The organism is Microbacterium azadirachtae, assembly GCF_025583665.1.
Lineage (GTDB): Bacteria > Actinomycetota > Actinomycetes > Actinomycetales > Microbacteriaceae > Microbacterium > Microbacterium azadirachtae.
This window is the reverse complement of record NZ_CP099706.1, coordinates 2,362,233-2,383,203: the sequence shown is the minus strand read 5'-3', so window position 1 is coordinate 2,383,203 and position 20,971 is coordinate 2,362,233. Positions and strand designations below refer to the sequence as shown.

The following is a 20,971-nucleotide window of genomic DNA, read 5'->3' as shown; positions in this document are numbered from 1 at the left end:
CCGGGGTCAGATCGGGACGCGGGTCTGCTGCACGACGCTCGTCAGCACGGCGTCGGCGGAGACGCCCTCCATCTCGGCATCGGGCCGCAGCTGCAGGCGGTGCCGCCAGACCGGGATCAGCATCGTCTGCACATGATCGGGGGTGACCGCGCTCGATCCGTTGAGCCAGGCCCAGGCCTTGGCCGCCGCCAGCAGAGCGGTGGAGGCGCGGGGGCTGGCGCCCAGCTGCACCGACGGCGACTGCCGGGTGGCGCGCGCGAGATCGACGACGTAGCCGAGCACGTCGTCGGTCACCTGCACGCGTCCTGCCGCCTGCTGCGCGGCGAGGATCTCCTCCGCCGTGACCACGGGATGCAGGTCGGTGAGCGCGCGCGGCGAGAACCCGTCGGCGTGACGGCGCAGCACGGAGACCTCGGCGTCGCGCTCCGGCATGCCGACGACGAGCTTCATGAGGAAGCGGTCCAGCTGGGCCTCCGGCAGCGAGTAGGTGCCCTCGTGCTCGATCGGGTTCTGCGTGGCGGCGACGAGGAAGGGATCGGGCAGCGGCAGGCTCGCGCCGTCGGACGAGACCTGGCGCTCCTCCATGGCCTCGAGCAGGGCGGCCTGGGTCTTCGGCGGCGTGCGGTTGATCTCGTCGGCGAGCAGGATGTTGGTGAACACCGGACCTCGGCGGAACTCGAACTCGCCGGTCCTTGCGTCGTAGACGAGGGATCCGGTGACGTCGCCGGGCATCAGGTCAGGGGTGAACTGCACGCGCTTCGTGTCCAGGCCCAGCGCGCGGGAGAAGGAGCGCACCACCAGCGTCTTCGCGACGCCGGGCACGCCCTCGAGCAGCACGTGTCCGCGGGCGAGCAGCGCGACCAGCAGACCGGTCACGGTGCCGGCCTGGCCGACCACGGCCTTGTCGACCTCGGCGCGCACGCGCTGCATCGCCTGTCGCAGCGCGGCGTCCTCCGATGCCGGCGCGGGCGTCGGCACGGCCGGGGCCGAGGGCGCGCTCGGCGGGGCGGGAGGCGCGGGGGGATAGGCCGGGGCGGCGGACGGGTCGAAGCCCTCACGTTCTGTCACGGGCTGCTCCTTTCGATGCGGTCGGCGTGCTCGACGGCGGCTTCCAGCTCGGCGAGGCGGCGGGCGTAGGGGACGAGATCGGCGTCGGTGCCGGGGAGGTCCCCGGTGAGCAGGGCCCGGCAGGCGGCGCGGTCCACCCGGATCCGGTCGGCCGCGGCGTCCGCGACGGCGCCGGGATCCGCGCGGGCGGCGAGCCCCAGGCGTGCGGCGAGGCGGGCGAGTGCGCCGCCGCGGAGCGCCTCCGCGGCGTGGGCGGCGTCGGCCGCCTTCGCGGTGAGCCGGGCGCGGCCGAGCATCGTCTCGGAGGCGCGCACGGTGACCGGCAGGGTCTCCGCGACCAGCGGGCCGAAACGGCGGCCGCGCCAGACGGCGGCGAGCAGCCCCGTGATCATGCCGAGCACGATCACGGGCGTCACCCAGCCGGGGGTGAGGTCGGCGAGGCTCTTCGGCACGTCGATGTCGGAGCGGTCGGAGTCGTCGAAGGACGGCACGTACCAGATCACGTGCGGCCGCGTGCCGAGCAGGGCGAGGCCGAGGGCTGCATTCCCGCGTTCGGCGAGTCGATCGTTCGTGAGCAGGGCGGTGCCGTCGACGATCGCCCGACGCCGGCCGTCGTGCTCCGAGATCAGCACCGCGGCACCGTCCGCATCGCCGAAGCACGCGGTGACGCCGGCGCCCGGAGTGAAGAGCTGCCCGGGCGCGATCGTGCCGACATGCGCGAACGACGGCACGTCGCACCCGGCGCTCACCGTCGGCGGGGCCGACGAGAACGCGTAGTCGCCGAGGTCGAGCAGGCGCAGCATCCGCCCGCTCGCCGACACCAGCACCACATCGCTCGCTGCGTCGGTCAGCTCGGTGACGGCGGCATCCGTGAGAGGGAAGGGGTCGCTCATCACGAGGGTGGTCTGGCCGTCGAGCTTGCGCGCGGCCTCGGCGCGGCTGCGCACCACGTCGACGGTCACCCCTTGCTGCCGCAGGATCTGGGCGAGCGCCTGCATGCCGCCCGGCCCCGGTCGCTCCGGATCCAGACTGTCGCGCTGTGCCGCGGTCGGCGCGGAGAGCAGCAGTCCTGCCGTGGCGACGGCGAGGAGGAGGACGATCACGAGGACCCAGCCCAGGGCGCGGCGCAGCCGGCCGGGGATCCGCACGAGCGTGCCGGACGGCGCGGGGTCCGCGTCCGTATGCTTCGGGACGCGCGCCGGCGCCGCGGGCGGTGCCGCGGTCACGCGGGCACCGCTTCGATCGGCACGGGGCGCTGGGAGCGCAGCCGTTCGTCCGTCTGCACCAGTGCGCGGTACAGCTCGGCGGAGCCCGGGTGGCCGAGGTAGCGCACGTCGTCGAACGCGACGGCCGCCTCATGCAGCGCGTCGCTCTCGGCGGGGAAGGGCGCCACGGCCTCGCGGGCGATCGTCTGAGCCGTCGCGCCCGGTGCCGGGGCGATGAGGTCGCGCTCGATGAGCGACCGGGCGACGGCGCGGTAGCGCAGCACGATCGCTTCAGCCCAGTCCTCCTCGCGGGCGGCACGGTCGGCGTCGGCGCGGAGCTCGGCGGCGGTGCGGTCGTCGGCGGAGCCGAGGAGCACCGACGGCGAGCTGCGCACCCGGGAGCGGCGCGGGCGCCCCCAGATCAGCAGCACCGCGATCAGGACGGCGACGAGGAGGACGCCGATCACGATCGCGGCCCACGGACCCAGGTCCGCGCCGCGCTGCGGCGTGAACAGGTGGATCAGGAAGTCCGCCACGGCGCGCGCCCACTGGTCGATGAGCGTCGGCTTCGCGGCCTGGTACTCGGGCTTGGCGAGCTCCTTCTCCGCGAGCTCGCGCGCGCCGTCCCCGTCGGGGATCAGCGGCGTGGAGGCGAGCGCCACGAGGACGGAGGAGACGATCATGGGCGATCGGATCCCGGCGCGGCCCAGCCTTCGTCCTGCGACGGCGTCCACGGGCTCTCCTGCGCGGGCGGGATCGGCGCGACGGGCGGCGGCGGAGGAGCGGCCGGCGCGGTGTAGGGCGCCGGCGCGACATACGGCGACGGTGCGGAGGGCTGGCCCTGAGTCGTCGGATAGCCCTGAGCCGTCGGGTAGCCCGGGGCGGCCGGATAGCCCTGAGCCGCCGGATAACCCGGGGCGGCCGGATAGCCGGGCACCGGACCCGGGGGCAGAGGAGAGGGCGGTACGGGCCGTGGCGGGCGGAACCCGGTCCGGACGGCGCGTGCCGGATCCGGTCGGAACGGATCGGATCCGTCGTCGTTGCCGGCGGCCCGGCGCTCCATGGCCGCCATCAGATCCTGATCGAGTCCCTCGTAGCGCATCCGGCAGTCGACGTACACGAGCGCTCCTGCGGTGGACTGCACGACCGCACCGATCGACTGGAGGATCACGATGAGGACCTGGGTGATCACCAGTCCGACGATGCCGCCCACGCCCACCGAGAGCTCCGTCATGCCGGTGGGGTTGAACACCGGGCCGAACAAGGAGGTGATGACGTTGCCGACGACGCTGATGGTCTGCGTGACGACCCACAGGATCGCCCCGATCACGAAGACGATCCCGAAGGCGAACCAGAACCGGCCGCGGGTGAGCCGCCAGGAGCGGCCGATCGCGTCCCGCACGCCGGCGCCCTCGAGCACCAGGAGCGACGGCACGAGCATGAGCTTGGTGCCGATCCAGGCCGCCAGCACCACGAGGCACAGCATCCCGAACAGCATCCCGAGCACGGTGAAGAGGGTTCCCATGGCGTCGAAGCCCGTCGGCAGGCCGACCGCGACGAACGGCACGCCCAGGATCACCGCGGCGGCGACGACGCCGGCCGCGCCGTACAGCAGGGTGTAGCCGATCAGCCGCCAGGCCGCGGGGCGCACGCGTGCCCAGAGGGCGCCGAGCGTCGCGTTCTCGCGCAGCACGGCGGCGCGCACGTCCGCGGCCACGACTCCCTGCACGATCGCGGTGAACGCGACCGAGAACAGTCCCATGAGCAGACCCGCGCCGCTGATGAACGCGATCGAGCCCAATGACAGGGTGGTCCATTCGTCGCTGCCGGGCCGCACCGTGTTGAGCCGGCTCAGCGTGGTGAATGCGACGGCGCCGACCACGGCCAGGACCACGAGCATCACGACCAGCTGCACGACGACCGCGAACCCGAACAGGACCTTGGGGTTGTGCCGGAGCGCGGCGAACGACTTGCCCAGCACCGTGCCGAAGCCGAGGGGGCGCAGCGGGATCAGGCCGGGCTTGGGAGCAGGGGTCCAGCTGGGTTGGCTCACGAGTCCTCCGGTTCGCGTGTCGCTCCATCGTGTCACACCGCCGACGGGCTCGGGAGGACGGCGCGAAAGGCGCCGGCGCGGCTGCTCGGGCCACTTCGGCGGGCGGTGAAGTACGCTGGACCGACGTGGGGGCGCCGGTACGCGCCCGCACGTCACAGAAGATCCGAACACCGCGAGATCCGAAAGACGACTGCCCGCCCATGACCTCACGCATCCTCGTGGTCGATGACGACACGGCTCTGGCCGAGATGATCGGAATCGTGCTGCGCACGGAGGGCTTCGAGCCCGTGTTCTGCGCGGACGGCGCCAAGGCCGTGGACGAGTGGCGCGCGCAGCGTCCCGACCTCGTGCTGCTGGACCTGATGCTGCCCGGCATGGACGGGATCGAGATCTGCACGCGGATCCGTGCCGAGTCGGGCGTCCCCGTGATCATGCTCACGGCGCGCAGCGACACCGCGGACGTCGTGCGCGGACTCGAGGTCGGCGCCGACGACTACATGGTCAAGCCCTTCAACCCGAAGGAGCTCGTCGCCCGCATCCGCACCCGGCTGCGTCCGACGCCGCAGTCCACGAGCGAGGTGCTGCGCATCGGCGACCTCACGATCGACGTGGACGCGCACGAGGTGCGGCGCGGCAGCGCGCCCATCGCGCTGACCCCGCTGGAGTTCCAGCTGCTGGTCGCCCTCGCCTCCAAGCCGCAGCAGGTGTTCTCCCGGGAGATGCTCCTGGAGCAGGTCTGGGGGTATCACTACAAGGCCGACACCCGCCTGGTGAACGTGCACGTGCAGCGCTTGCGCGCGAAGGTCGAGCTCGACCCGGACAACCCGCGCATCGTGACCACCGTGCGCGGCGTCGGCTACCGCGCGGGGAGCGTGGTCTGACCCCTCGGGGTCCCGTCCGCGCCGACCGCCGCCGCAGAGCCCTCCCGCCGATGAAGGTCCGCCGATGACGAACACCGTGGCGCTGGCGAACGCTGCGGTGCGCGGTGCGCGCCGCAGCGGGCGCCGTCTCGCACGGCTGTGGCGCCAGTCGCTCCGGTTCCGCACCCTGGTCATCGCCCTGGCGCTCACCAGCGTCGCGGTGCTGGTGACGTGCGTGCTCATGGCGCTCGCCGTGCAGAACAACCTCTGGGAGTCGCGCAAGGACCAGGCGCTCAACGACGCGTCCCGTGCGGCCAAGTCGGCGCAGACGGTACTGAGCTCCGCCAACACGCAGGGGACGCAGACGGCCGTATTCGGCCTGATGCGCGACGTCAGCGACACCGTCCAGAGCGTCTCCTCGTCGAGGGTGGTCGGCGTCTTCCCGCTCGACTCCCGGCCGTCATCCGCCGGATTCACGCTCGGCGGCTTCAGCCGCGACGAGCTCGTGACCGATCAGCTGCAGCAGCGCGTGGCGAAGGACAGCGCCAAGCAGTGGTGGCAGCCGATCGCGCTCCGCGACGTCGACGGATCCACGCACGCGGGGATCCTGGTGGGTCAGCAGCTCACCGCCTCCGGGTCGGGCTCGTACGCCCTCTACATCGCCTATGACCTGACCGACACCGAGCAGACCCTGGTGCTCGTGCAGGGGAGCTTGTGGGTGGCGGGCATCGTGCTCGTCGCGCTGATCGGGCTGATCGCGTGGTTCGCCCTGCGCACCGTCGTGCACCCGATCACCGAGGCGGCCGACACGAGTGCGCGCTTCGCCGGCGGCGACTTCGACGTGCGCCTGCCCGTGCGGGGTCAGGACGAGCTCGCGACGCTCGGGCGGTCGTTCAACGCGATGGCCGACAGCATCGAGGCGCAGATCAAGGAGCTCGGCGAGCTGTCGCTCGTCCAGCAGCGGTTCGTGTCCGACGTCTCGCACGAGCTGCGCACGCCGCTCACCACGATCCGGCTGGCCGCGGAGATGCTCAACGACCGCCGCGAGGAGTTCGATCCGACCACCGCGCGCACCGCGGAGCTGCTGCAGACGCAGGTGCACCGCTTCGACACGCTGCTCGCCGACCTGCTGGAGATCAGCCGGTACGACGCCGGATCCGTGCAGCTGGAGACCGAGGCGATCAGCCTCGCGCACCTGGCCGAGGACATGGCCGACGAGATGCGCCCGCTGGCGCAGACCCACGACACCGAGCTGCGCTTCGTCGCCCCGGGCGGTCACACCCCGGTCGATCTCGATCCTCGGCGGGTGCGCCGCATCCTGCGCAACCTCATCGGCAACGCGATCGAGCACGGCGAGGGCCGTCCCATCGTCATCACGGTGGACAGCAACCAGAACGCGGTCGCCGTCGGGGTGCGCGATCAGGGGATGGGCATGACGCCCGAGGACGCGGAGCGGGTCTTCGATCGGTTCTGGCGAGCGGATCCGTCGCGCCAGCGCACCATCGGCGGCACCGGGCTCGGGCTGTCGATCGCGCTGGGCGACGCCCGGCTGCACCGCGGCACGCTGGCCGTCTGGTCGCGTCCCGGGGAGGGAACGAACTTCGTGCTCACGCTGCCGCGCGGTTCCCGTCCGCTGGACGGGACGTCGCCGGTGCCGCTCGAGCCCGTCGAGGCGATCGCGGAGATCGGGGTGAGCACCGACCCGATCGTGATCGCGCCGGCTGGCACGGCGAGCGCCCCGAGCCAGGAGCCCGAGAACGCCGAGGAGGAGTCATGAGGATCGCACGCATCGTCCACGCGGCGGCCGTCGCGGTGACGCTGCTCGCGCTGACCGCCTGCGCGTCGCTCCCCGTCACCGGCGATGTGCGCCCGGGCCTGGCCGCGGACCAGAACAGCGGCGGGTCGGATCTGGCGTTCGTGCCGCAGGGGCCTTCGGACGGGATGGATCCGAAGGAGATCGTGCGCGGGTTCATCGACGCCGCGTCCAGCCCCAAGGACAGTTGGAGCATCGCCCGGCAGTTCCTCACGCCCGACGAGGCGCAGAAGTGGAAGCCCGATGCAGGGGTGACCATCGACACCGGCTCGACGGAGCGGCGCTTCGACGTCCCCGAGGTGACGAAGCAGACGACGTCCACCTCCGTGCGCCTGACGCTGCAGCAGACGGCCACCGTGGACGAGACCGGCGCGTACTCGGGGCAGCCCACAGGCCGCGCGGCCGAGCTGCCCTTCGCGCTCACCAAGAACAAGAACGGCCAGTGGCGGATCGCTCAGGCGCCGGACGGGATCGTGCTGGACGCGGACTCGTTCGCCGCGGCCGACGTGTTCGCACCGTACGCGCTGCAGTACTTCGACCCGTCGTGGACCTATCTGGTGCCCGACGTCCGGTGGTTCCCGAAGCGTGAGAACACGGCGAGCAGGATCGTGCAGTCGCTCGTGGCAGGCAAGCCCAGCCCCTGGCTGGCGAACGGCGTGCGCACCGCGTTCACCGGGGACGTGGCGCTGGCGCGGAACACCGTGACTCCGGAGTCGCAGGTGGCCGAGGTCGTTCTCAACGACGCTCTGCCCACGCGGGATCCCGTCATGCTGGCGCGGATGCGCACCCAGCTGGAGCGGAGCCTGTCCGGCATCGGCGTGCTGCAGGTGAAGATCACGATCGGCGGTCGCGACACGAACGCCGGGACGGCGTCCCCGGCGTCCACCGCGGTCGACCCACGGCCCCTCGTGCTCACGGACAAGGGCTTCGGCTACCTCGCCGCCGGCGAGCTCGCCGCGATCGGCGGGGTCTCCGCGCAGCTGCAGGCGTTCCCGCAGCAGGTCACCGCGATCAGTGCGGCGAGCGGGGCGCAGCGCATCGCCGTGCAGGGCGCGGACGGGGTCGTCTCCGCGATCTCCGACGGGAAGACCGACCAGATCGACGGCAGGGCCGGTCTCATCGCGCCGACGCTGGACCCGTTCGGCTACATCTGGACGGTCCCCGCCCAGGCGCCCGCCTCGATCGAGGCGTGGCCGGCGTCCGGAGGGAACGCCCGGCCCGTCGGCGGCCCGCAGGACGCCGCGCAGGTCACGTCGTTCGCCGTGAGCAGGGACGGCTCGCGCCTCGCCATGGCCGTGGTCGCAGGGGGCCAGTTCCGGGTCGAGGTCTTCGCGATCACCCGCGACGACCGGGGAGCGCCGTCCGCCCTGGGCGCGCCGAACGTCATCTCGTGGCCCTCGGGCGCCGCGGACGTGGCCTGGCTGGACGACTCGACCGTCGGGATCCTCGGCGTCGACGGATCCAACGTGGTGCTGCGCGAGCAGCAGGTCGGCGGGCCCGCCAAGACGGTGGACGCGCCGGATGCGGCCCAGACCGTGGCGCCGGGGTCTCCGACCGCGAACGTCCGGGTGCTCGGCGGGGGCGTGCTGTACCAGCGCAGCGGCCCCAACTGGCAGCAGGAGGGCAGCGGGGTCAAGGTCCTGGCCGTGCAGCTCGGCGGCCAGGCGACCGGCTGAGCGGCAGCGTTCCGCACAGCTGCCGCGCCGGAGGCGCTGTGCACCGATCGCTGTCGGGCGCCGGGGACGCGAGCCGGACCGGTCCATGCTCGCAGGATGCCCGCCGAGATCCGTCCGCTCCCGCTCTCCGACCGCGATCGCGTCCGACGACTGCTCCTCGACGTCGCCGACTTCGTCTTCGCATCCGTGTGCGCGGGATGCGGCACGGCGGGGACAGCGCTCTGCCGCGCCTGCGAGGCGGCGCTCGTGCCGGGCCCGATCCGCAGGACGTCCGGAGGCGTGCCGCTGTGGGCGGGGCTCGCCTTCGACGGCGTCGCCGCCGGCGTGCTCCGGGCGATCAAGGAGGATGGCCAGACGTCGTTGATCCGAACGCTCCGGCCGGCGCTCGCCGCAGCCGTCGACGCGCAGCGCGCGGGGCTGGACGAGCGGCACCGCATCGACGTCGTCGTGCCGGTCCCCACGTCGCGGTCGGCGTTCCGGCGACGAGGCTTCCGGGTGCCGGAACTGCTCGCGCGGGGGACCGGCATCCCGATGCGGCGCCTGCTCGTCCCGGCGCGGCGCGTGCGGGACCAGCGCGGGCTCGGCGCCGAGGACCGACGCCGCAACGTCGAGGGTGCGTTCATCGCGCAGCGCCCCGGTGCCGGCGCCGGCGCGCTCGTCGTGGATGACGTCGTCACGACCGGCGCGACGTGCGCGGAGGCCGTCCGGGCGCTGCGGGCGGCGGGCTTCCACGTCGTCGGCGCGGTGGCCGTCGCCGCCACGCCTAGGCACGGATGAGACGGTCCGCCGCGGTCCGGGGAGCGTCGCAGCGCATCCTGGCCGGTCTCGGGGGAGATCCCCACGACACACAGATGAATAGTGGATGACATCGCGGGGTGCGGCGACTACGGTGGGGACTCACAAAGGCGACCACGGTCCGCCCTTGGCCGGGCGGACCGGAACAAGGAGGTCAGGATGGAAACGAACATCGTCGGTGTCGGAGTCGGCATCAGCGATCGATTCCGAGCGGTGGTCGAAGAGAAGACCGCGCGGATCGCGACTATCGCGACGAAGGCGACGAGCCTGGACGTGAAGGTCACTCATCGTTCCTATCGCGGCGGTCATGTGGAGGACGAGACCGTCGAACTCACCCTGAACGGCAAGGGCCCGCTGGTCCGGGCCGAGGCGCGTGACGCGGACAAGTTCGCCGCGCTCGACCTCGCCGTCGACAAGCTCATCGAACAGGTGCGGCGGGCCAAGGAGCGCCGCATCGACGGCCGGCATCATCCGCGCGGTGCGCGCTTCGAGAAGGGCACCGGCGAACTGTCGGGCATCGATGTGCACCCCGTCTCCGCGGACACCCTGCACGCGGTCTCCACCGGCGCGATCCCCACGCTCGAGGTCGAGGAGGAATACTCGCCCGTCGTGATCCGCACGAAGAACTTCGATGCGGAGTGGATGACCGTCGAGGAGGCCGTGGACCGCATGGAGCTGGTCGGTCACGACTTCTTCCTGTTCGTGGACGCCCGCAGCGACCACCCGAGCGTCGTCTACCGCCGCAAGGGCTGGGACTACGGCGTCATCTCGCTCACCACGCAGGCGGCGCCCGCCGAGGAGCTCGTCTCCTGACCAGGATCCCCTGAACACGACGGAGCGGCCCGGGACGATGTCCCGGGCCGCTCCGCTGCGCAAGGGCCTCAGTCGAAGATGTCGCCGAGGAGGCCGCCGATCACGAGGCCGCCGAGCACTCCGGAGACGATGTCCCCGCCGCCCGAGCCGCGTCCTCCGCCTCCGCCCCAGCCGTTGCCACCGCCTCCACCCCAGCCCTGGTCGGGGCGGGACCGGTCGATGTCGTGCTGGGCGAGCTGCAGCGCCTCCGCCGCCAGCTGGGCGACGCGACGGGCGGTGCTCAGCGCCTGCTCCCTGGTCTCCTCGGCGGGGATCAGCGAGGGGACGTCGACGCGCAGGCGCTCGGCCTCGGCGAGACGGGTGCGCGCGTCGGCGCCGATCCAGCCGCGGTGCCCCTCGATGAGGCCGCGGGCGATGCCCAGCTGGCGGTCGGCGTCGTCGAGGGCATGCTGCACGGCCTCGATCGTCGGCAGAGGGTGCTCCGCGCGGTACCGGGCGGCGGCGATCGCCGCATCCAGCGCCGTGTTCGCGGCGCGCAGCCGGGTCAGCTCGCCGAACGGATCCGTGCGGCTTCCGGCGGGGGCGAGTGCGTTCAGCGCCTGCTGCAGGGCGGCCGCCGCCGCGGAGACCGCGGGCGAGCCGGGAGCGCTCGGCAGCGCCGCCAGGTCGTTGCGGGAGTCGGCGACGACCTCGGCGAGCGTGGACTCGGCACGCAGGGCCTCGATCTCGAAGTCGTCCACGGCATCGAGGAGCGATGCCGCACGGCGCGTCGCCTCGGTCGCGGTCTCGAGGGCGAGCACCGCCTCCTGATTGCGGCCGGCATCGCGGCGGCGCTCGAACACGTCGGCGCCGTGGTTCGCGAACACCACGAGCTGGGCGGCCTCCTCCGCGCTCTTGGCGATGCGCTGCATCGCGGCGTCGGAGTAGCGGGTGGCGAGGCGGTCGACCGACGACTGCGCCTGCGGCACCCTGGCCTCGAGCGCCGCGGCGTCCGCGCGCACCCTCGCGACCACCTGCGGCGCGTTGCGCACGCGGTTGACCGCGTCGGCGATCGCGGCGGACTTCTCGTCGATGAGATCCTCGGCCCACTGGCACAGCTGCACGATGCGCGCGTTGCGGGTGCGGAGCTCCTCCGCCGTGTCCGGGATCTCGTCGTGGTTCAGCTGGTGCAGCTGGAACGCCTCGCCCATGTGCGTGCGCACCGCGTCCAGCGCGGCGCGGAAGTCCGCGGTCATGTCGTCGCCGAGCTCCGCGGACGCGAAGGCGAGCTCGTCGGCCGAGGTGCGGATCCGCTCGTCCGCGGCGACGATCGCCTGCTCGGCGCGACGCGCGAGATCCGCGTCCTGCGCCTGCAGCTCTTCCTGTTCACGTTTGCGTCTGCCCCAGAAACCGGCCATGGGCCGATCCTATGGTCCCCGGCCGTGCCCCGGCTGTGCATCCGCTACGCCCTCGGCGATCAGCCGCCGATCGCGGCCGGCCGGCGGCGCTCAGACGACGACGCGTGCGGGGCGACCGCGCTTGGGACGGTCGGTCGACAGCTCCAGCGCCAGCGTGTGCTGCGGATGCGCGGCGATGCGCTGCTCGGCCTGATCGAGCCAGCGCAGTTCGGCGTCGGCGGTGGAGAGCAGCGCGTCGATCACGAGCGCCCGGGCGAGCTGCTCCGGCCCGTCCGTCGCCGTGGCGGTGGACGCCGAGCGCTGCAGCTCCTGCAGACGTGCCAGCGAGGCCGCCCGCTGCGCGCGGAAGACCGCGGCCAGATCGACGCCGGGAAGGGTCGCGGCGACCGCGAGCTTGATCGCGAGCTCGTCCCTGGTGCCGCTCCCGCGCTCCACGGGGGAGGAGAGCCAGCCCGCGACCTCGGCGGACCCGGCGTCCGTGATGGCCCAGTACACGTGACCCTGCTCGTCGGCTTCCCCGCGCTCGACGAGACCGTCGCGCTCGAGGCGCTCGAGGGTGTTGTAGATCTGGCCGACGTTGAGGGGCCAGGTGGATCCGGTCCTGCGGTCGAACTCCGCCCGCAGCTGGTAGCCGTAGCAGGGACCCTGGTCGAGGATGGCGAGCAGGCTCTGACGCACCGACATCCGCATCCCCTCTCCTGCAATCTGTTGCCGAGTATATGCATACGGGGAAATCCCGCGGGGTCCGGGCTCCGCGGCGTGTCATGGGCGCGCTCGTCGAGCGTGACGCTCGGAGCGAACGCCCCGGCGGTCCGCATACGTGCACAGGATCCGGAGGTCACGGGCCGGTAACATGAACCCGTATGCCGTGCGCGCGACGCGCGCGGGCACGAGAACCCCTAGGGAGATGGAATCCGTGGCGAATCCTCTTGAGAAGCTGCTGCGCGCCGGCGAGGGACGGATCCTGCGTCGTCTGAACGGCGTCGTCAAGGCCGTGAACGCGCTCGAAGACGACTTCGCGAAGCTCAGCGACGAGGACCTCCGCAACGAGACCTCCGAGCTGCGCGCACGGTTCGAGCAGGGCGAGACCCTGGACCAGCTCATGCCCGAGGCGTTCGCGGCCGTCCGGGAGGCCGCCAAGCGCACGCTCGGCATGCGCGCCTACGACGTCCAGATCATGGGCGGTGCGGCCCTGCACGACGGCAACATCGCCGAGATGAAGACCGGTGAGGGCAAGACGCTCGTCGCGACCTTCCCCTCGTACCTCAACGCGATCGCCGGCAAGGGCGTGCACGTCATCACCGTCAACGACTTCCTCGCGTCGTACCAGTCCGAGCTCATGGGCCGCGTCTACCGCGCGCTGGGCATGACCACCGGCGTGATCGTGTCGGGGCAGACGCCCGAGGTGCGCCGCGAGCAGTACAACGCCGACATCACCTACGGCACGAACAACGAGTTCGGCTTCGACTACCTGCGCGACAACATGGCGTGGCGCAAGGAGGATCTGGTCCAGCGCGGCCACTTCTTCGCCATCGTCGACGAGGTCGACTCGATCCTCATCGACGAGGCCCGCACGCCGCTCATCATCTCCGGTCCGTCCTCGGGCGAGGCCAACCGCTGGTTCGCCGAGTTCGCGAAGATCGCGCGCACCCTGGAGCCGGGGGAGGACTACGAGGTCGACGAGAAGAAGCGCACCGTCGGCGTGCTCGAGCCCGGCATCGAGAAGGTCGAGGACTACCTCGGCATCGACAACCTGTACGAGTCGGCGAACACGCCGCTCATCTCCTTCCTGAACAACTCCATCAAGGCGCTGGCCCTGTTCAAGCGCGACACCGACTACGTCGTGATGAACGACGAGGTCATGATCGTCGACGAGCACACCGGCCGCATCCTCGTCGGACGCCGCTACAACGAGGGCATCCACCAGGCGATCGAGGCCAAGGAGAACGTGCCCGTCAAGGCCGAGAACCAGACGCTGGCCACGGTCACGCTGCAGAACTACTTCCGCCTCTACGACAAGCTCGCCGGCATGACCGGCACCGCCGACACCGAGGCGGCGGAGTTCATGTCGACGTACAAGCTCGGCGTCGTTCCGATCCCCACCAACAGGCCGATGATCCGCCAGGACAAGCCCGACCTCGTCTACAAGAACGAGACGGCCAAGTTCGCGCAGGTCGTCGAGGACATCGCCGCCCGGCACGAGAAGGGCCAGCCGGTCCTCGTCGGCACGGTGAGCGTCGAGAAGAGCGAGTACCTGTCCCGGCTGCTCAGCAAGAAGGGCATCAAGCACGAGGTCCTGAACGCGAAGAACCACGCGCGCGAGGCCGAGATCGTCGCTCGCGCCGGACGCCTCGGCGCCGTCACCGTCGCCACGAACATGGCCGGCCGCGGCACCGACATCATGCTCGGCGGCAACGCCGAGTTCCTCGCCGTGCAGGAGCTCAAGTCCCGCGGCCTGGATCCGGTCGAGACCCCGGAGGAGTACGAGCAGGCCTGGGACGAGGCCTATGAGGCGATGAAGGCCAAGGTCGAGACCGAGGGCGCCAAGGTCGTCGAGGCCGGCGGCCTGTACGTGCTCGGGACCGAGCGTCACGAGTCCCGCCGCATCGACAACCAGCTCCGCGGCCGCTCGGGCCGTCAGGGCGACCCCGGCGAGAGCCGCTTCTACCTGAGCCTCACCGACGACCTGATGCGGCTGTTCCAGCAGGGCGCCGCCGAGGCGATCCTCGCGCGCACGAACTTCCCGGAGGACATGCCGATCGAGTCGGGTCTGGTGACCCGCGCGATCCGCAGCGCTCAGAGCCAGGTCGAGGCGCGCAACGCCGAGATGCGCAAGAACGTGCTCAAGTACGACGACGTGCTCAACCGTCAGCGCGAGGCGATCTACGCCGACCGCCGGCACATCCTGGAGGGCGACGACATCGCCGACCGGGTGAAGCACTTCATCGAGGACGCGATCGGGGCCGTCGTCGACGACCACACCGCAGAGGGCCACACCGAGAGCTGGGACTTCGACAGCCTCTGGACCGAGCTGAAGACGCTCTACCCGGTCGACGTCACGATCGACGAGGTCGTCGCCGAGGCGGGCGGGCGCAAGGGCGGGATCACCGCGGACGGGCTCAAGCGCGAGCTCGTCTCCGACGCGATGGTCGCCTATGAGAAGCGCGAGGCCGCCCTCGGGGAGGCCGCGACGCGCGAGCTCGAGCGGCGCGTGGTGCTGCAGGTCCTGGACCGCCGCTGGCGCGACCACCTCTACGAGATGGACTACCTCAAGGACGGCATCGGCCTGCGTGCGATGGCGCAGCGCGACCCGCTGGTCGAGTACCAGCGCGAGGGCTACTCGATGTTCCAGGCCATGATGGGGCAGATCAAGGAGGAGTCTGTCGGCTACCTCTACAACCTCGAGGTCGAGGTGCGCCAGGCCGGCGACGAGGGCATCACCGAGGTCGAGGCCAAGGGGCTCGCCGAGTCGGCGGGAGACCAGAGGCTGGAGTACTCGGCGCCCAACGACGCCGGCGACGTCGAGGTCCGCAACGACCGCGGCCAGGTGCAGCAGGCCGCCACGGACCGTCTCCGTCAGGCCGCTGCCCGCGCCCAGACCGACGCCGAGGAGCCTGCCGCACCGGCGGCGCGCGGCGCCTTCGGGCAGCGCGTCGACGCCGCGGAGTCGGCTCCGGCGAACCGCGCGGAGCGTCGCGCCCAGGGGCGCAAGAAGTAACCACCGCCCCGGAATGCGAAGAGGCCGGCCCCTGCTCGGGTGCCGGCCTCTTCGCGTTGCGGGGAGCGTCGACCGCCGTGCCGCCGCGTCGGCTGAAGGCGCGTTCGATGGAAGAATGGGCGCGTGACCAGCACGGACGTACGGCAGCTCGAATCCACGAGGATCGCGGCATGGCTGCGCGACGCGATCCTCGACGGCGTGCGCGCCCCCGGCAGCCGCCTGATCGAGCGCGACCTCGCGTCCGAGTTCGGCGTCAGCCGCGTTCCGGTGCGCGACGCCCTCAAGGTGCTCGTGGCCGAGGGCCTCGTGGAGCTGCGCCCGCACACGTGGGCGGTGGTGCGGGAGTTCACCGAGGCCGATCTCGCCGATCTGGACGAGGTGCGCGCCGTGCTCGAGCCGCTGACGTTCCGGCTCGCCGCCGAGCGGCGCCGGCAGGACGGCCTGGGCCGCCTTCAGGAGTCCCTGGAGGCCGAGCAGAGCGGGGCGCGGGATGGCGACGGGATCGGGTCGCGCCGGGCCGCCGCCGACTTCCATGAGATCGTCACCGAACTGGCCGAGAACCGGCTGCTCAGCGACATGATGAAGGGGATCCGCAGCCGGCTGCGCTGGGCGCTCTCGCAGCATGACGATCTGCAGCACATCAGCGAGGAGCATGTCGCCCTGTTCGAAGCGATCCGGGCGGGCGACGGGGAGCGGGCGGCGGATCTGGCCGCGGCGCACGTGGACACCAGCAGGCGGGCACGGGTCGCGCGCGTCCAGGGGCTGCGCGCCGGCGATCGCTGACCCCGCAGGGCGGGGTGCCGTGCACGACCGCTCCATGCCAATCGGCGGCACGTGGCCTTTCCGCGCCTCCCGTGTGCGAAGGGCACCCGCGATCGGCGGATAGGCTTTCGCAATGACACCGAGAACCTTCGACCAGTCGTCCAAGCTGAAGAACGTCCTGTACGAGATCCGCGGCAACGCGCTCGTCGAGGCGGCGCGGCTGGAGGCGGCAGGCCACTCGGTGCTCAAGCTGAACACGGGCAACCCCGCCATCTTCGGGTTCGAGGCTCCGCAGCAGATCGTGCGCGACATGCTCGCGACGCTGCCCACCGCGCACGGGTACAGCGAGAGCAAGGGCATCATCTCGGCGCGCCGGGCCGTGGTGAGCCGGTACGAGCAGGTGGAGGGCTTCCCGCTCGTGGACCCCGAGGACGTCTACCTCGGAAACGGCGTCTCCGAGCTGATCACGATGACCATGCAGGCGCTGCTCGACGAGGGCGACGAAGTGCTCATCCCGGCGCCCGACTATCCGCTGTGGACGGCGATGACGAGCCTCGCCGGCGGCACGCCCGTGCACTACCTGTGCGACGAGCAGAACGGGTGGAACCCCGATCTGGAGGACCTGCGCTCCAAGGTCACGCCCCGCACCAAGGCGATCGTCGTGATCAACCCCAACAACCCCACCGGCGCGGTGTACTCGCGTGAGGTGCTGCAGGGCATCGTGCAGGTCGCCAGGGAGAACGATCTGCTGCTCCTGTCCGACGAGATCTACGACCGGATCCTCTTCGACGACGCGCAGCACATCCCCACCGCCACGCTCGCCCCGGACCTGCTGTGCCTCACCTTCAACGGCCTCTCCAAGACCTACCGTGTCGCCGGATACCGCTCGGGGTGGCTCGTCATCACCGGGCCCCAGCAGCACGCCAAGGGGTTCATCGAGGGCATCACGCTGCTCGCCTCGACCCGCCTGTGCCCGAACGTCCCGGCGCAGCACGCGGTGCAGGCGGCGCTCGGCGGGGTGCAGTCGATCGAGGCCCTGATCGCCCCCAGCGGCCGCCTGCACCTGCAGCGCGACGCCGCCTGGGAGGGGCTCTCGGCGATCCCGGGCGTCAGCTGCGTGAAGCCGGCCGGGGCGCTGTACGCGTTCCCGCGGCTGGATCCCGAGGTGCACGAGATCCACGACGACGCGAAGCTCATCTACGACCTGCTGGTCGCCGAGCGGATCCTGCTGGTGCAGGGCACCGGCTTCAACTGGCCGACGCCCGATCACCTGCGCGTGGTCACGCTTCCCGAGCCGCGTGTGATCACCGAGGCGATCGAGCGCCTCGGCAACTTCCTCGCGAGCTACCGGCAGTAGCCGCCACGGGGCCGCCGTCCGAAGCTCATCCGGCGGCGGCCTCGCGGCGTCGCGCCCTGCGCGTCGTGACGGGCGCCTGCTCATCGCGCAGCAGGCTCGCGGCGAGCGCGCGGACGGCGGTCGTGAACGGGGAGCGCCCGGACACGTCCGCGACCGGGCGCGCGTGCAGGGCCGCGGCGTCCAGCGCGCGCTGGTCGTAGGGCAGGAAGTGCACGTCGCGGATCGCCGAGAAGCGGTCCAGCGCACGTCGGATCTGTCCCCGCGCATCGACGCCGAGGGGTCCGGGGCGCACTTTGTTGACGGCGACCGTGACCGGGACGTCGCCGATCTCGGCGCGCAGGTCGGCGTAGCCGCGGACGAAGCGCGCGATGCCGAGCGGGTCGGCCGCCGCCACCGCGACGATCCGATCGGCGCTGTGCACGGCGGTCAGCGTCGCGGCGTTGCGGCGCAGACCGTCCAGGTCGCTCACGATCTCCTCGTCGGCTTCGAGCGAGGCGGACACGTCGACCAGGGTGAGCACGTTCCCGCGCCGGCATGCGTCCAGGGCGCCTCGGAGACGTGCGGGGGAGAGCTCGGGCCACCGCGCGGGGCGGTTGATCCCGACCAGGACGTCCAGCGTGCCGCCGGACGTCTCGACGGGCGTCGCCAGGCGGCTGAGCTCGGCGCCGTCCAGCAGACCGAGCTCGGCGCGACGGCAGGCGGCGGCGATGCCGGGGCCGTCGTCCGTGAGACCCAGCAGCAGCGCGACCGCGGGCGCGTGCGTGTCCGCGTCGACGAGCGCGACGGCGCGGTCCGCACCGGCGAGGAGCGCGGCGAGCTGCACCGCGACGGTGCTCCGTCCCGGCGCTCCGTGCGGCCCCCACACGGTGATCAGGCGGCCTGTCTGCGCCGTCCCGGCTGCCGGATCCGGCGGCGGGACGACAGGGGCGCCTCGGGGGCGGAGGGCGTCGGCGATGTCCCATCCGCTGGCGGAAGCGGGCAGCGGATCCCCGATTCCGTGCCGGCGTGTCAATCGGGCGGCGGCCGGTCCGTCGCCCAGCGCCAGGATCCGCACGCCGGCGCGATCGCAGGTCTCGCGCAGTGCGCCGCTGAGGCACGCCCGTTCGGCGGGGATCACGAGGGCGCCGGCTCCGCGGAGCTCGTCCGCGCGCACGGCGAGGCCGACGACGTGCGCCGGCGGGATCCGGCGGAGCACGTCGATGCCGGCGAGTTCCAGCTCCTCCGCGAGCGCCTCCGCCCGCGCGGCGGCGACGGCCAGCAGCACCGCGGTCACGAGCGGGCGCCGATCGGGACGACGGAGAGCGAGGACGCGTCCGTCAGCGCGGCGAGCACCTCGCCCACCTCCGTCCGGCTCACCACGAGCTCGAGCGTGGTCGCCCTTGTGGAGAGCGGACCATCGTCCCGGTCGACGGAGGACACGGTCGCCTCGGAGAGCAGCACGCGGGGCGCCGCGAAGCCCTTGCCCTCCGCCAGCGGCGCGGCGGCCCACAGCTCCACGACCGAGCCGGTCCGGATCGAAGCGGGGACGGGCGCCGTGCTGCGCACGACGACCGAGGTCGTGCGCGCCTGATCGGCGTCGGCCACGGCGGAGGACGGGACGAGCTCGCCGTCGGCGATCGTGCGCGTCGCGATGTTCCCCGTGCCGAGCCCGGCCGGGGTGAGGTAGCCTGCCCCCGCCGCGCCGAGCGCGACGTCGACCACGCGCACGTCGGCCGAGGTGAGCGGCTCGCCCGGGACGATCGTGCGCACCGCCTGCAGGACGGGGCTGGTCTGCTTCGCGGCGCCCACGATCAGCCACACACCGGCGACCGACAGGGCGATCAGCAGGAGGCCGATGAAGAAGCGCAGATCGGCCCATGGTCGGCGGCCTGCTCGTGCGGTGCTCATCGGGCCATGGTCACAGAATCGGATCCTCCGCCGGGAAAGTTATCCACAGCACCGGGCGGCGCACCACGCTCCGCCGGGAGCGGAGCACAATGGGGGCATGTTCGACGGATCCGCTCCTGTGCCGCGCTACCTCGCCGTGGCGCAGGTCGCCGAGCTCCTCGACGTGCAGGCGGGCGAGATCGTCGAGCTGATCATGCAGGGCCGGCTGCGCGGAGCGCGTCTGGGCGCTCCCGGCGCCTGGCGCGTCGAAGAGGGCTCGATCGCCGAGTATCTCGCGGAGCAGACCGAGGAGGCGCGCCTCCGGGCGCTGTGGCGGCAGGCGAACGCGGCGAGCTTCCCCGAGCTGTGGGGGCCTCCGATCGTTCGCGCGGACTGACCCCGCCGCGTCGACGGAGTCTCCGGTCGGCACCATACGGGCGGCGTGCGTTCAGGGCACCCCGGGCGGTGGGACGTCGGTGCCGACCGCCAGGATCGACGCGAACGGCACGACGCGGAATCCGGTGACCGCCTGCGCCCGTCGAGGGGCCCCCGCGTCGTGCAGCGCCAGATCCAGGTGATCGGCGCCCGCGCGATCGATGGTACCGGTGAGGAGCGCCCCGGTGCGGGTCCGCAGCGTGACCCCGCGGCGACGCCGGGCGAGGTCGCGCAGCACGAAACCGAACGTCATCCGCTCGCGCAGCGGGGACAGCGGCTCGGTGGCGGCGCCGCTGGCCAGCAGTGCGCCGTGGTCGAGCGACCACAGCTCCACCGCGTGCTCGGGCAGCAGCGACAGTCCGGCGGACTCGTGGGGCTGCACCGCCGTCCAGTCCGCGCCCACCGCGCGGAGGCGGCCGCGCACCGGGGTCGCGTCCGCGAGCACGGCGGTCGCGACGCAGCCCTCGGCGGCGAGCGCGGTGAGCCGGGTGCGCAGCTCGAGCCGTGCGATCCGCAGCCGCTCGTTCTCGGCGTCGAGTGCGGCGCGTTCGGCTTCCCAGCCTGAGGCGATCTGATCCTCGAGGTCCTCGAAGAGCCGGTCCCATTCCATGCGGACGAGCGTACGGGAGCGGCGAGACCGGCATACGGGTTATCCACATTCGTCGGCGCCCGCGCCCTGCGCGGCGTTCGATCGTGCTCGAATGCGAGGCACGCCCATCCGGACGGCAGAGGGGGAACGCCGATGATGACGCTCGAGGATTTCGCACCGCAGCCCACGCCGAGCGCGGACCTGCCCGATCCCACGCCGCTGCTGCAGAGCCTCACGCGCGGGGTGCTGGAGGTGCTCGCCGGCGTTCGCGAGGCCGACCAGCTGGCCCGCTGGCTCTCCCAGGACGCGTTCCTCTCGCTGACGGCCCGCGCGAACCTCTCGGCCAGAGCGCGCAGCGCGCGCGGGGTCGTGCCGGCGCGGCCCGTCTTCCGCATCCTGTCGACGCATGTGTGCGAGCCGGCCGACGGGGTCGTCGAGGCGACGCTGATCGTGCAGACGCCCGGGCGGGCCCGCGCCGTCGCGGTGCGCCTGGAAGGGCTGGATCGGCGCTGGCGCGCCACCTCTCTCGCCATCCTCTGACGGCCGTGCGACGCCTCGGCGCGC

At 72.4% G+C, this 20,971-nt stretch carries 19 protein-coding genes; 10 read left to right on the top strand and 9 right to left on the bottom strand.

From position 1 onward, the window contains the following. Positions 1-6: 6 nt before the first annotated feature. The 4 genes from NFX31_RS11360 to NFX31_RS11345 all read right to left on the bottom strand — a co-directional run bounded on the left by NFX31_RS11360 (position 7) and on the right by NFX31_RS11345 (position 4,326). On the bottom strand, positions 7-930 hold the full coding sequence (locus tag NFX31_RS11360) for an AAA family ATPase (protein WP_045251263.1): 924 nt from the start codon (positions 928-930) through the stop codon (positions 7-9). 134 nt (positions 931-1,064) lie between these two features. Beyond that, entirely contained in the window at positions 1,065-2,294 is a 1,230-nt protein-coding gene (locus tag NFX31_RS11355; RefSeq protein WP_262955765.1) for a DUF4350 domain-containing protein, read from the bottom strand. Beyond that, positions 2,291-2,956 (bottom strand): DUF4129 domain-containing protein, encoded by a 666-nt coding sequence (locus NFX31_RS11350; protein WP_262955764.1) that lies wholly within the window; start codon positions 2,954-2,956, stop codon positions 2,291-2,293. The genes NFX31_RS11355 and NFX31_RS11350 overlap by 4 nt, the downstream gene beginning before the upstream one ends. Further along, entirely contained in the window at positions 2,953-4,326 is a 1,374-nt protein-coding gene (locus NFX31_RS11345; RefSeq protein WP_045249346.1) for a glycerophosphoryl diester phosphodiesterase membrane domain-containing protein, read from the bottom strand. Before NFX31_RS11345 ends, NFX31_RS11350 begins: the two co-directional genes overlap by 4 nt. Positions 4,327-4,526: 200 nt before the next feature. On the opposite strand from NFX31_RS11345, the gene mtrA reads away from it, so the two are divergent. From mtrA to hpf, 5 genes are all read left to right on the top strand, one after another. Next, positions 4,527-5,207, top strand: coding sequence for an MtrAB system response regulator MtrA (gene mtrA / locus NFX31_RS11340; protein WP_045249345.1), 681 nt, complete (start codon positions 4,527-4,529; stop codon positions 5,205-5,207). A gap of 64 nt (positions 5,208-5,271) precedes the next feature. Further along, positions 5,272-6,963 (top strand): MtrAB system histidine kinase MtrB, encoded by a 1,692-nt coding sequence (gene mtrB / locus NFX31_RS11335; RefSeq protein WP_091481982.1) that lies wholly within the window; start codon positions 5,272-5,274, stop codon positions 6,961-6,963. Further along, positions 6,960-8,675 (top strand): LpqB family beta-propeller domain-containing protein, encoded by a 1,716-nt coding sequence (locus NFX31_RS11330; RefSeq protein WP_045249343.1) that lies wholly within the window; start codon positions 6,960-6,962, stop codon positions 8,673-8,675. The genes mtrB and NFX31_RS11330 overlap by 4 nt, the downstream gene beginning before the upstream one ends. A 96-nt stretch (positions 8,676-8,771) precedes the next feature. Beyond that, positions 8,772-9,452, top strand: coding sequence for a ComF family protein (locus tag NFX31_RS11325; RefSeq protein ID WP_262955763.1), 681 nt, complete (start codon positions 8,772-8,774; stop codon positions 9,450-9,452). Between the two features lie 177 nt (positions 9,453-9,629). Beyond that, positions 9,630-10,283, top strand: coding sequence for a ribosome hibernation-promoting factor, HPF/YfiA family (gene hpf, locus NFX31_RS11320; protein ID WP_091736130.1), 654 nt, complete (start codon positions 9,630-9,632; stop codon positions 10,281-10,283). A 68-nt stretch (positions 10,284-10,351) separates the two neighbouring features. On the opposite strand, the gene NFX31_RS11315 is transcribed toward hpf, so the two are convergent. Both NFX31_RS11315 and NFX31_RS11310 read right to left on the bottom strand, forming a co-directional pair. Beyond that, positions 10,352-11,680: a hypothetical protein gene (locus tag NFX31_RS11315; protein WP_262955761.1), complete on the bottom strand. Its 1,329-nt coding sequence runs from the start codon at positions 11,678-11,680 to the stop codon at positions 10,352-10,354. 90 nt (positions 11,681-11,770) lie between these two features. Beyond that, entirely contained in the window at positions 11,771-12,364 is a 594-nt protein-coding gene (locus tag NFX31_RS11310; RefSeq protein ID WP_262955759.1) for a PadR family transcriptional regulator, read from the bottom strand. Between the two features lie 232 nt (positions 12,365-12,596). On the opposite strand from NFX31_RS11310, the gene secA reads away from it, so the two are divergent. The 3 genes from secA to NFX31_RS11295 all read left to right on the top strand — a co-directional run bounded on the left by secA (position 12,597) and on the right by NFX31_RS11295 (position 17,517). Next, entirely contained in the window at positions 12,597-15,398 is a 2,802-nt protein-coding gene (secA, locus tag NFX31_RS11305) for a preprotein translocase subunit SecA (RefSeq protein ID WP_045249354.1), read from the top strand. 123 nt (positions 15,399-15,521) lie between these two features. Beyond that, positions 15,522-16,181 carry a GntR family transcriptional regulator gene (locus tag NFX31_RS11300; RefSeq protein WP_045249339.1) on the top strand — a complete coding sequence of 220 codons (660 nt, stop codon included), beginning with the start codon at positions 15,522-15,524 and terminating at the stop codon, positions 16,179-16,181. Positions 16,182-16,293: 112 nt separating this feature from the next. Continuing rightward, positions 16,294-17,517, top strand: a complete 1,224-nt coding sequence (locus tag NFX31_RS11295) for a pyridoxal phosphate-dependent aminotransferase (protein WP_262955758.1) — start codon at positions 16,294-16,296, stop codon at positions 17,515-17,517. A 25-nt stretch (positions 17,518-17,542) separates the two neighbouring features. On the opposite strand, the gene NFX31_RS11290 is transcribed toward NFX31_RS11295, so the two are convergent. Together NFX31_RS11290 and NFX31_RS11285 are read right to left on the bottom strand one after the other, a co-directional pair. Then, the gene (locus tag NFX31_RS11290; RefSeq protein ID WP_262955757.1) at positions 17,543-18,790 is read right to left on the bottom strand and encodes a CpaE/TadZ family protein; all 1,248 of its coding nucleotides are present in this window, start codon (positions 18,788-18,790) and stop codon (positions 17,543-17,545) included. Further along, on the bottom strand, positions 18,787-19,404 hold the full coding sequence (locus NFX31_RS11285; protein ID WP_262955756.1) for an SAF domain-containing protein: 618 nt from the start codon (positions 19,402-19,404) through the stop codon (positions 18,787-18,789). Before NFX31_RS11285 ends, NFX31_RS11290 begins: the two co-directional genes overlap by 4 nt. 97 nt (positions 19,405-19,501) lie before the next feature. Here NFX31_RS11285 and NFX31_RS11280 point away from each other — a divergent pair, with 97 nt between their 5' ends. After that, complete coding sequence (locus NFX31_RS11280) at positions 19,502-19,780, top strand: helix-turn-helix domain-containing protein (protein ID WP_045249337.1); 279 nt, start codon at positions 19,502-19,504, stop codon at positions 19,778-19,780. Between the two features lie 51 nt (positions 19,781-19,831). On the opposite strand, the gene NFX31_RS11275 is transcribed toward NFX31_RS11280, so the two are convergent. After that, the gene (locus NFX31_RS11275; protein ID WP_091481965.1) at positions 19,832-20,428 is read right to left on the bottom strand and encodes a hypothetical protein; all 597 of its coding nucleotides are present in this window, start codon (positions 20,426-20,428) and stop codon (positions 19,832-19,834) included. Positions 20,429-20,563: 135 nt separating this feature from the next. Here NFX31_RS11275 and NFX31_RS11270 point away from each other — a divergent pair, with 135 nt between their 5' ends. Continuing rightward, positions 20,564-20,947 carry an Rv3235 family protein gene (locus tag NFX31_RS11270; RefSeq protein WP_220387475.1) on the top strand — a complete coding sequence of 128 codons (384 nt, stop codon included), beginning with the start codon at positions 20,564-20,566 and terminating at the stop codon, positions 20,945-20,947. Positions 20,948-20,971 lie beyond the last annotated feature (24 nt).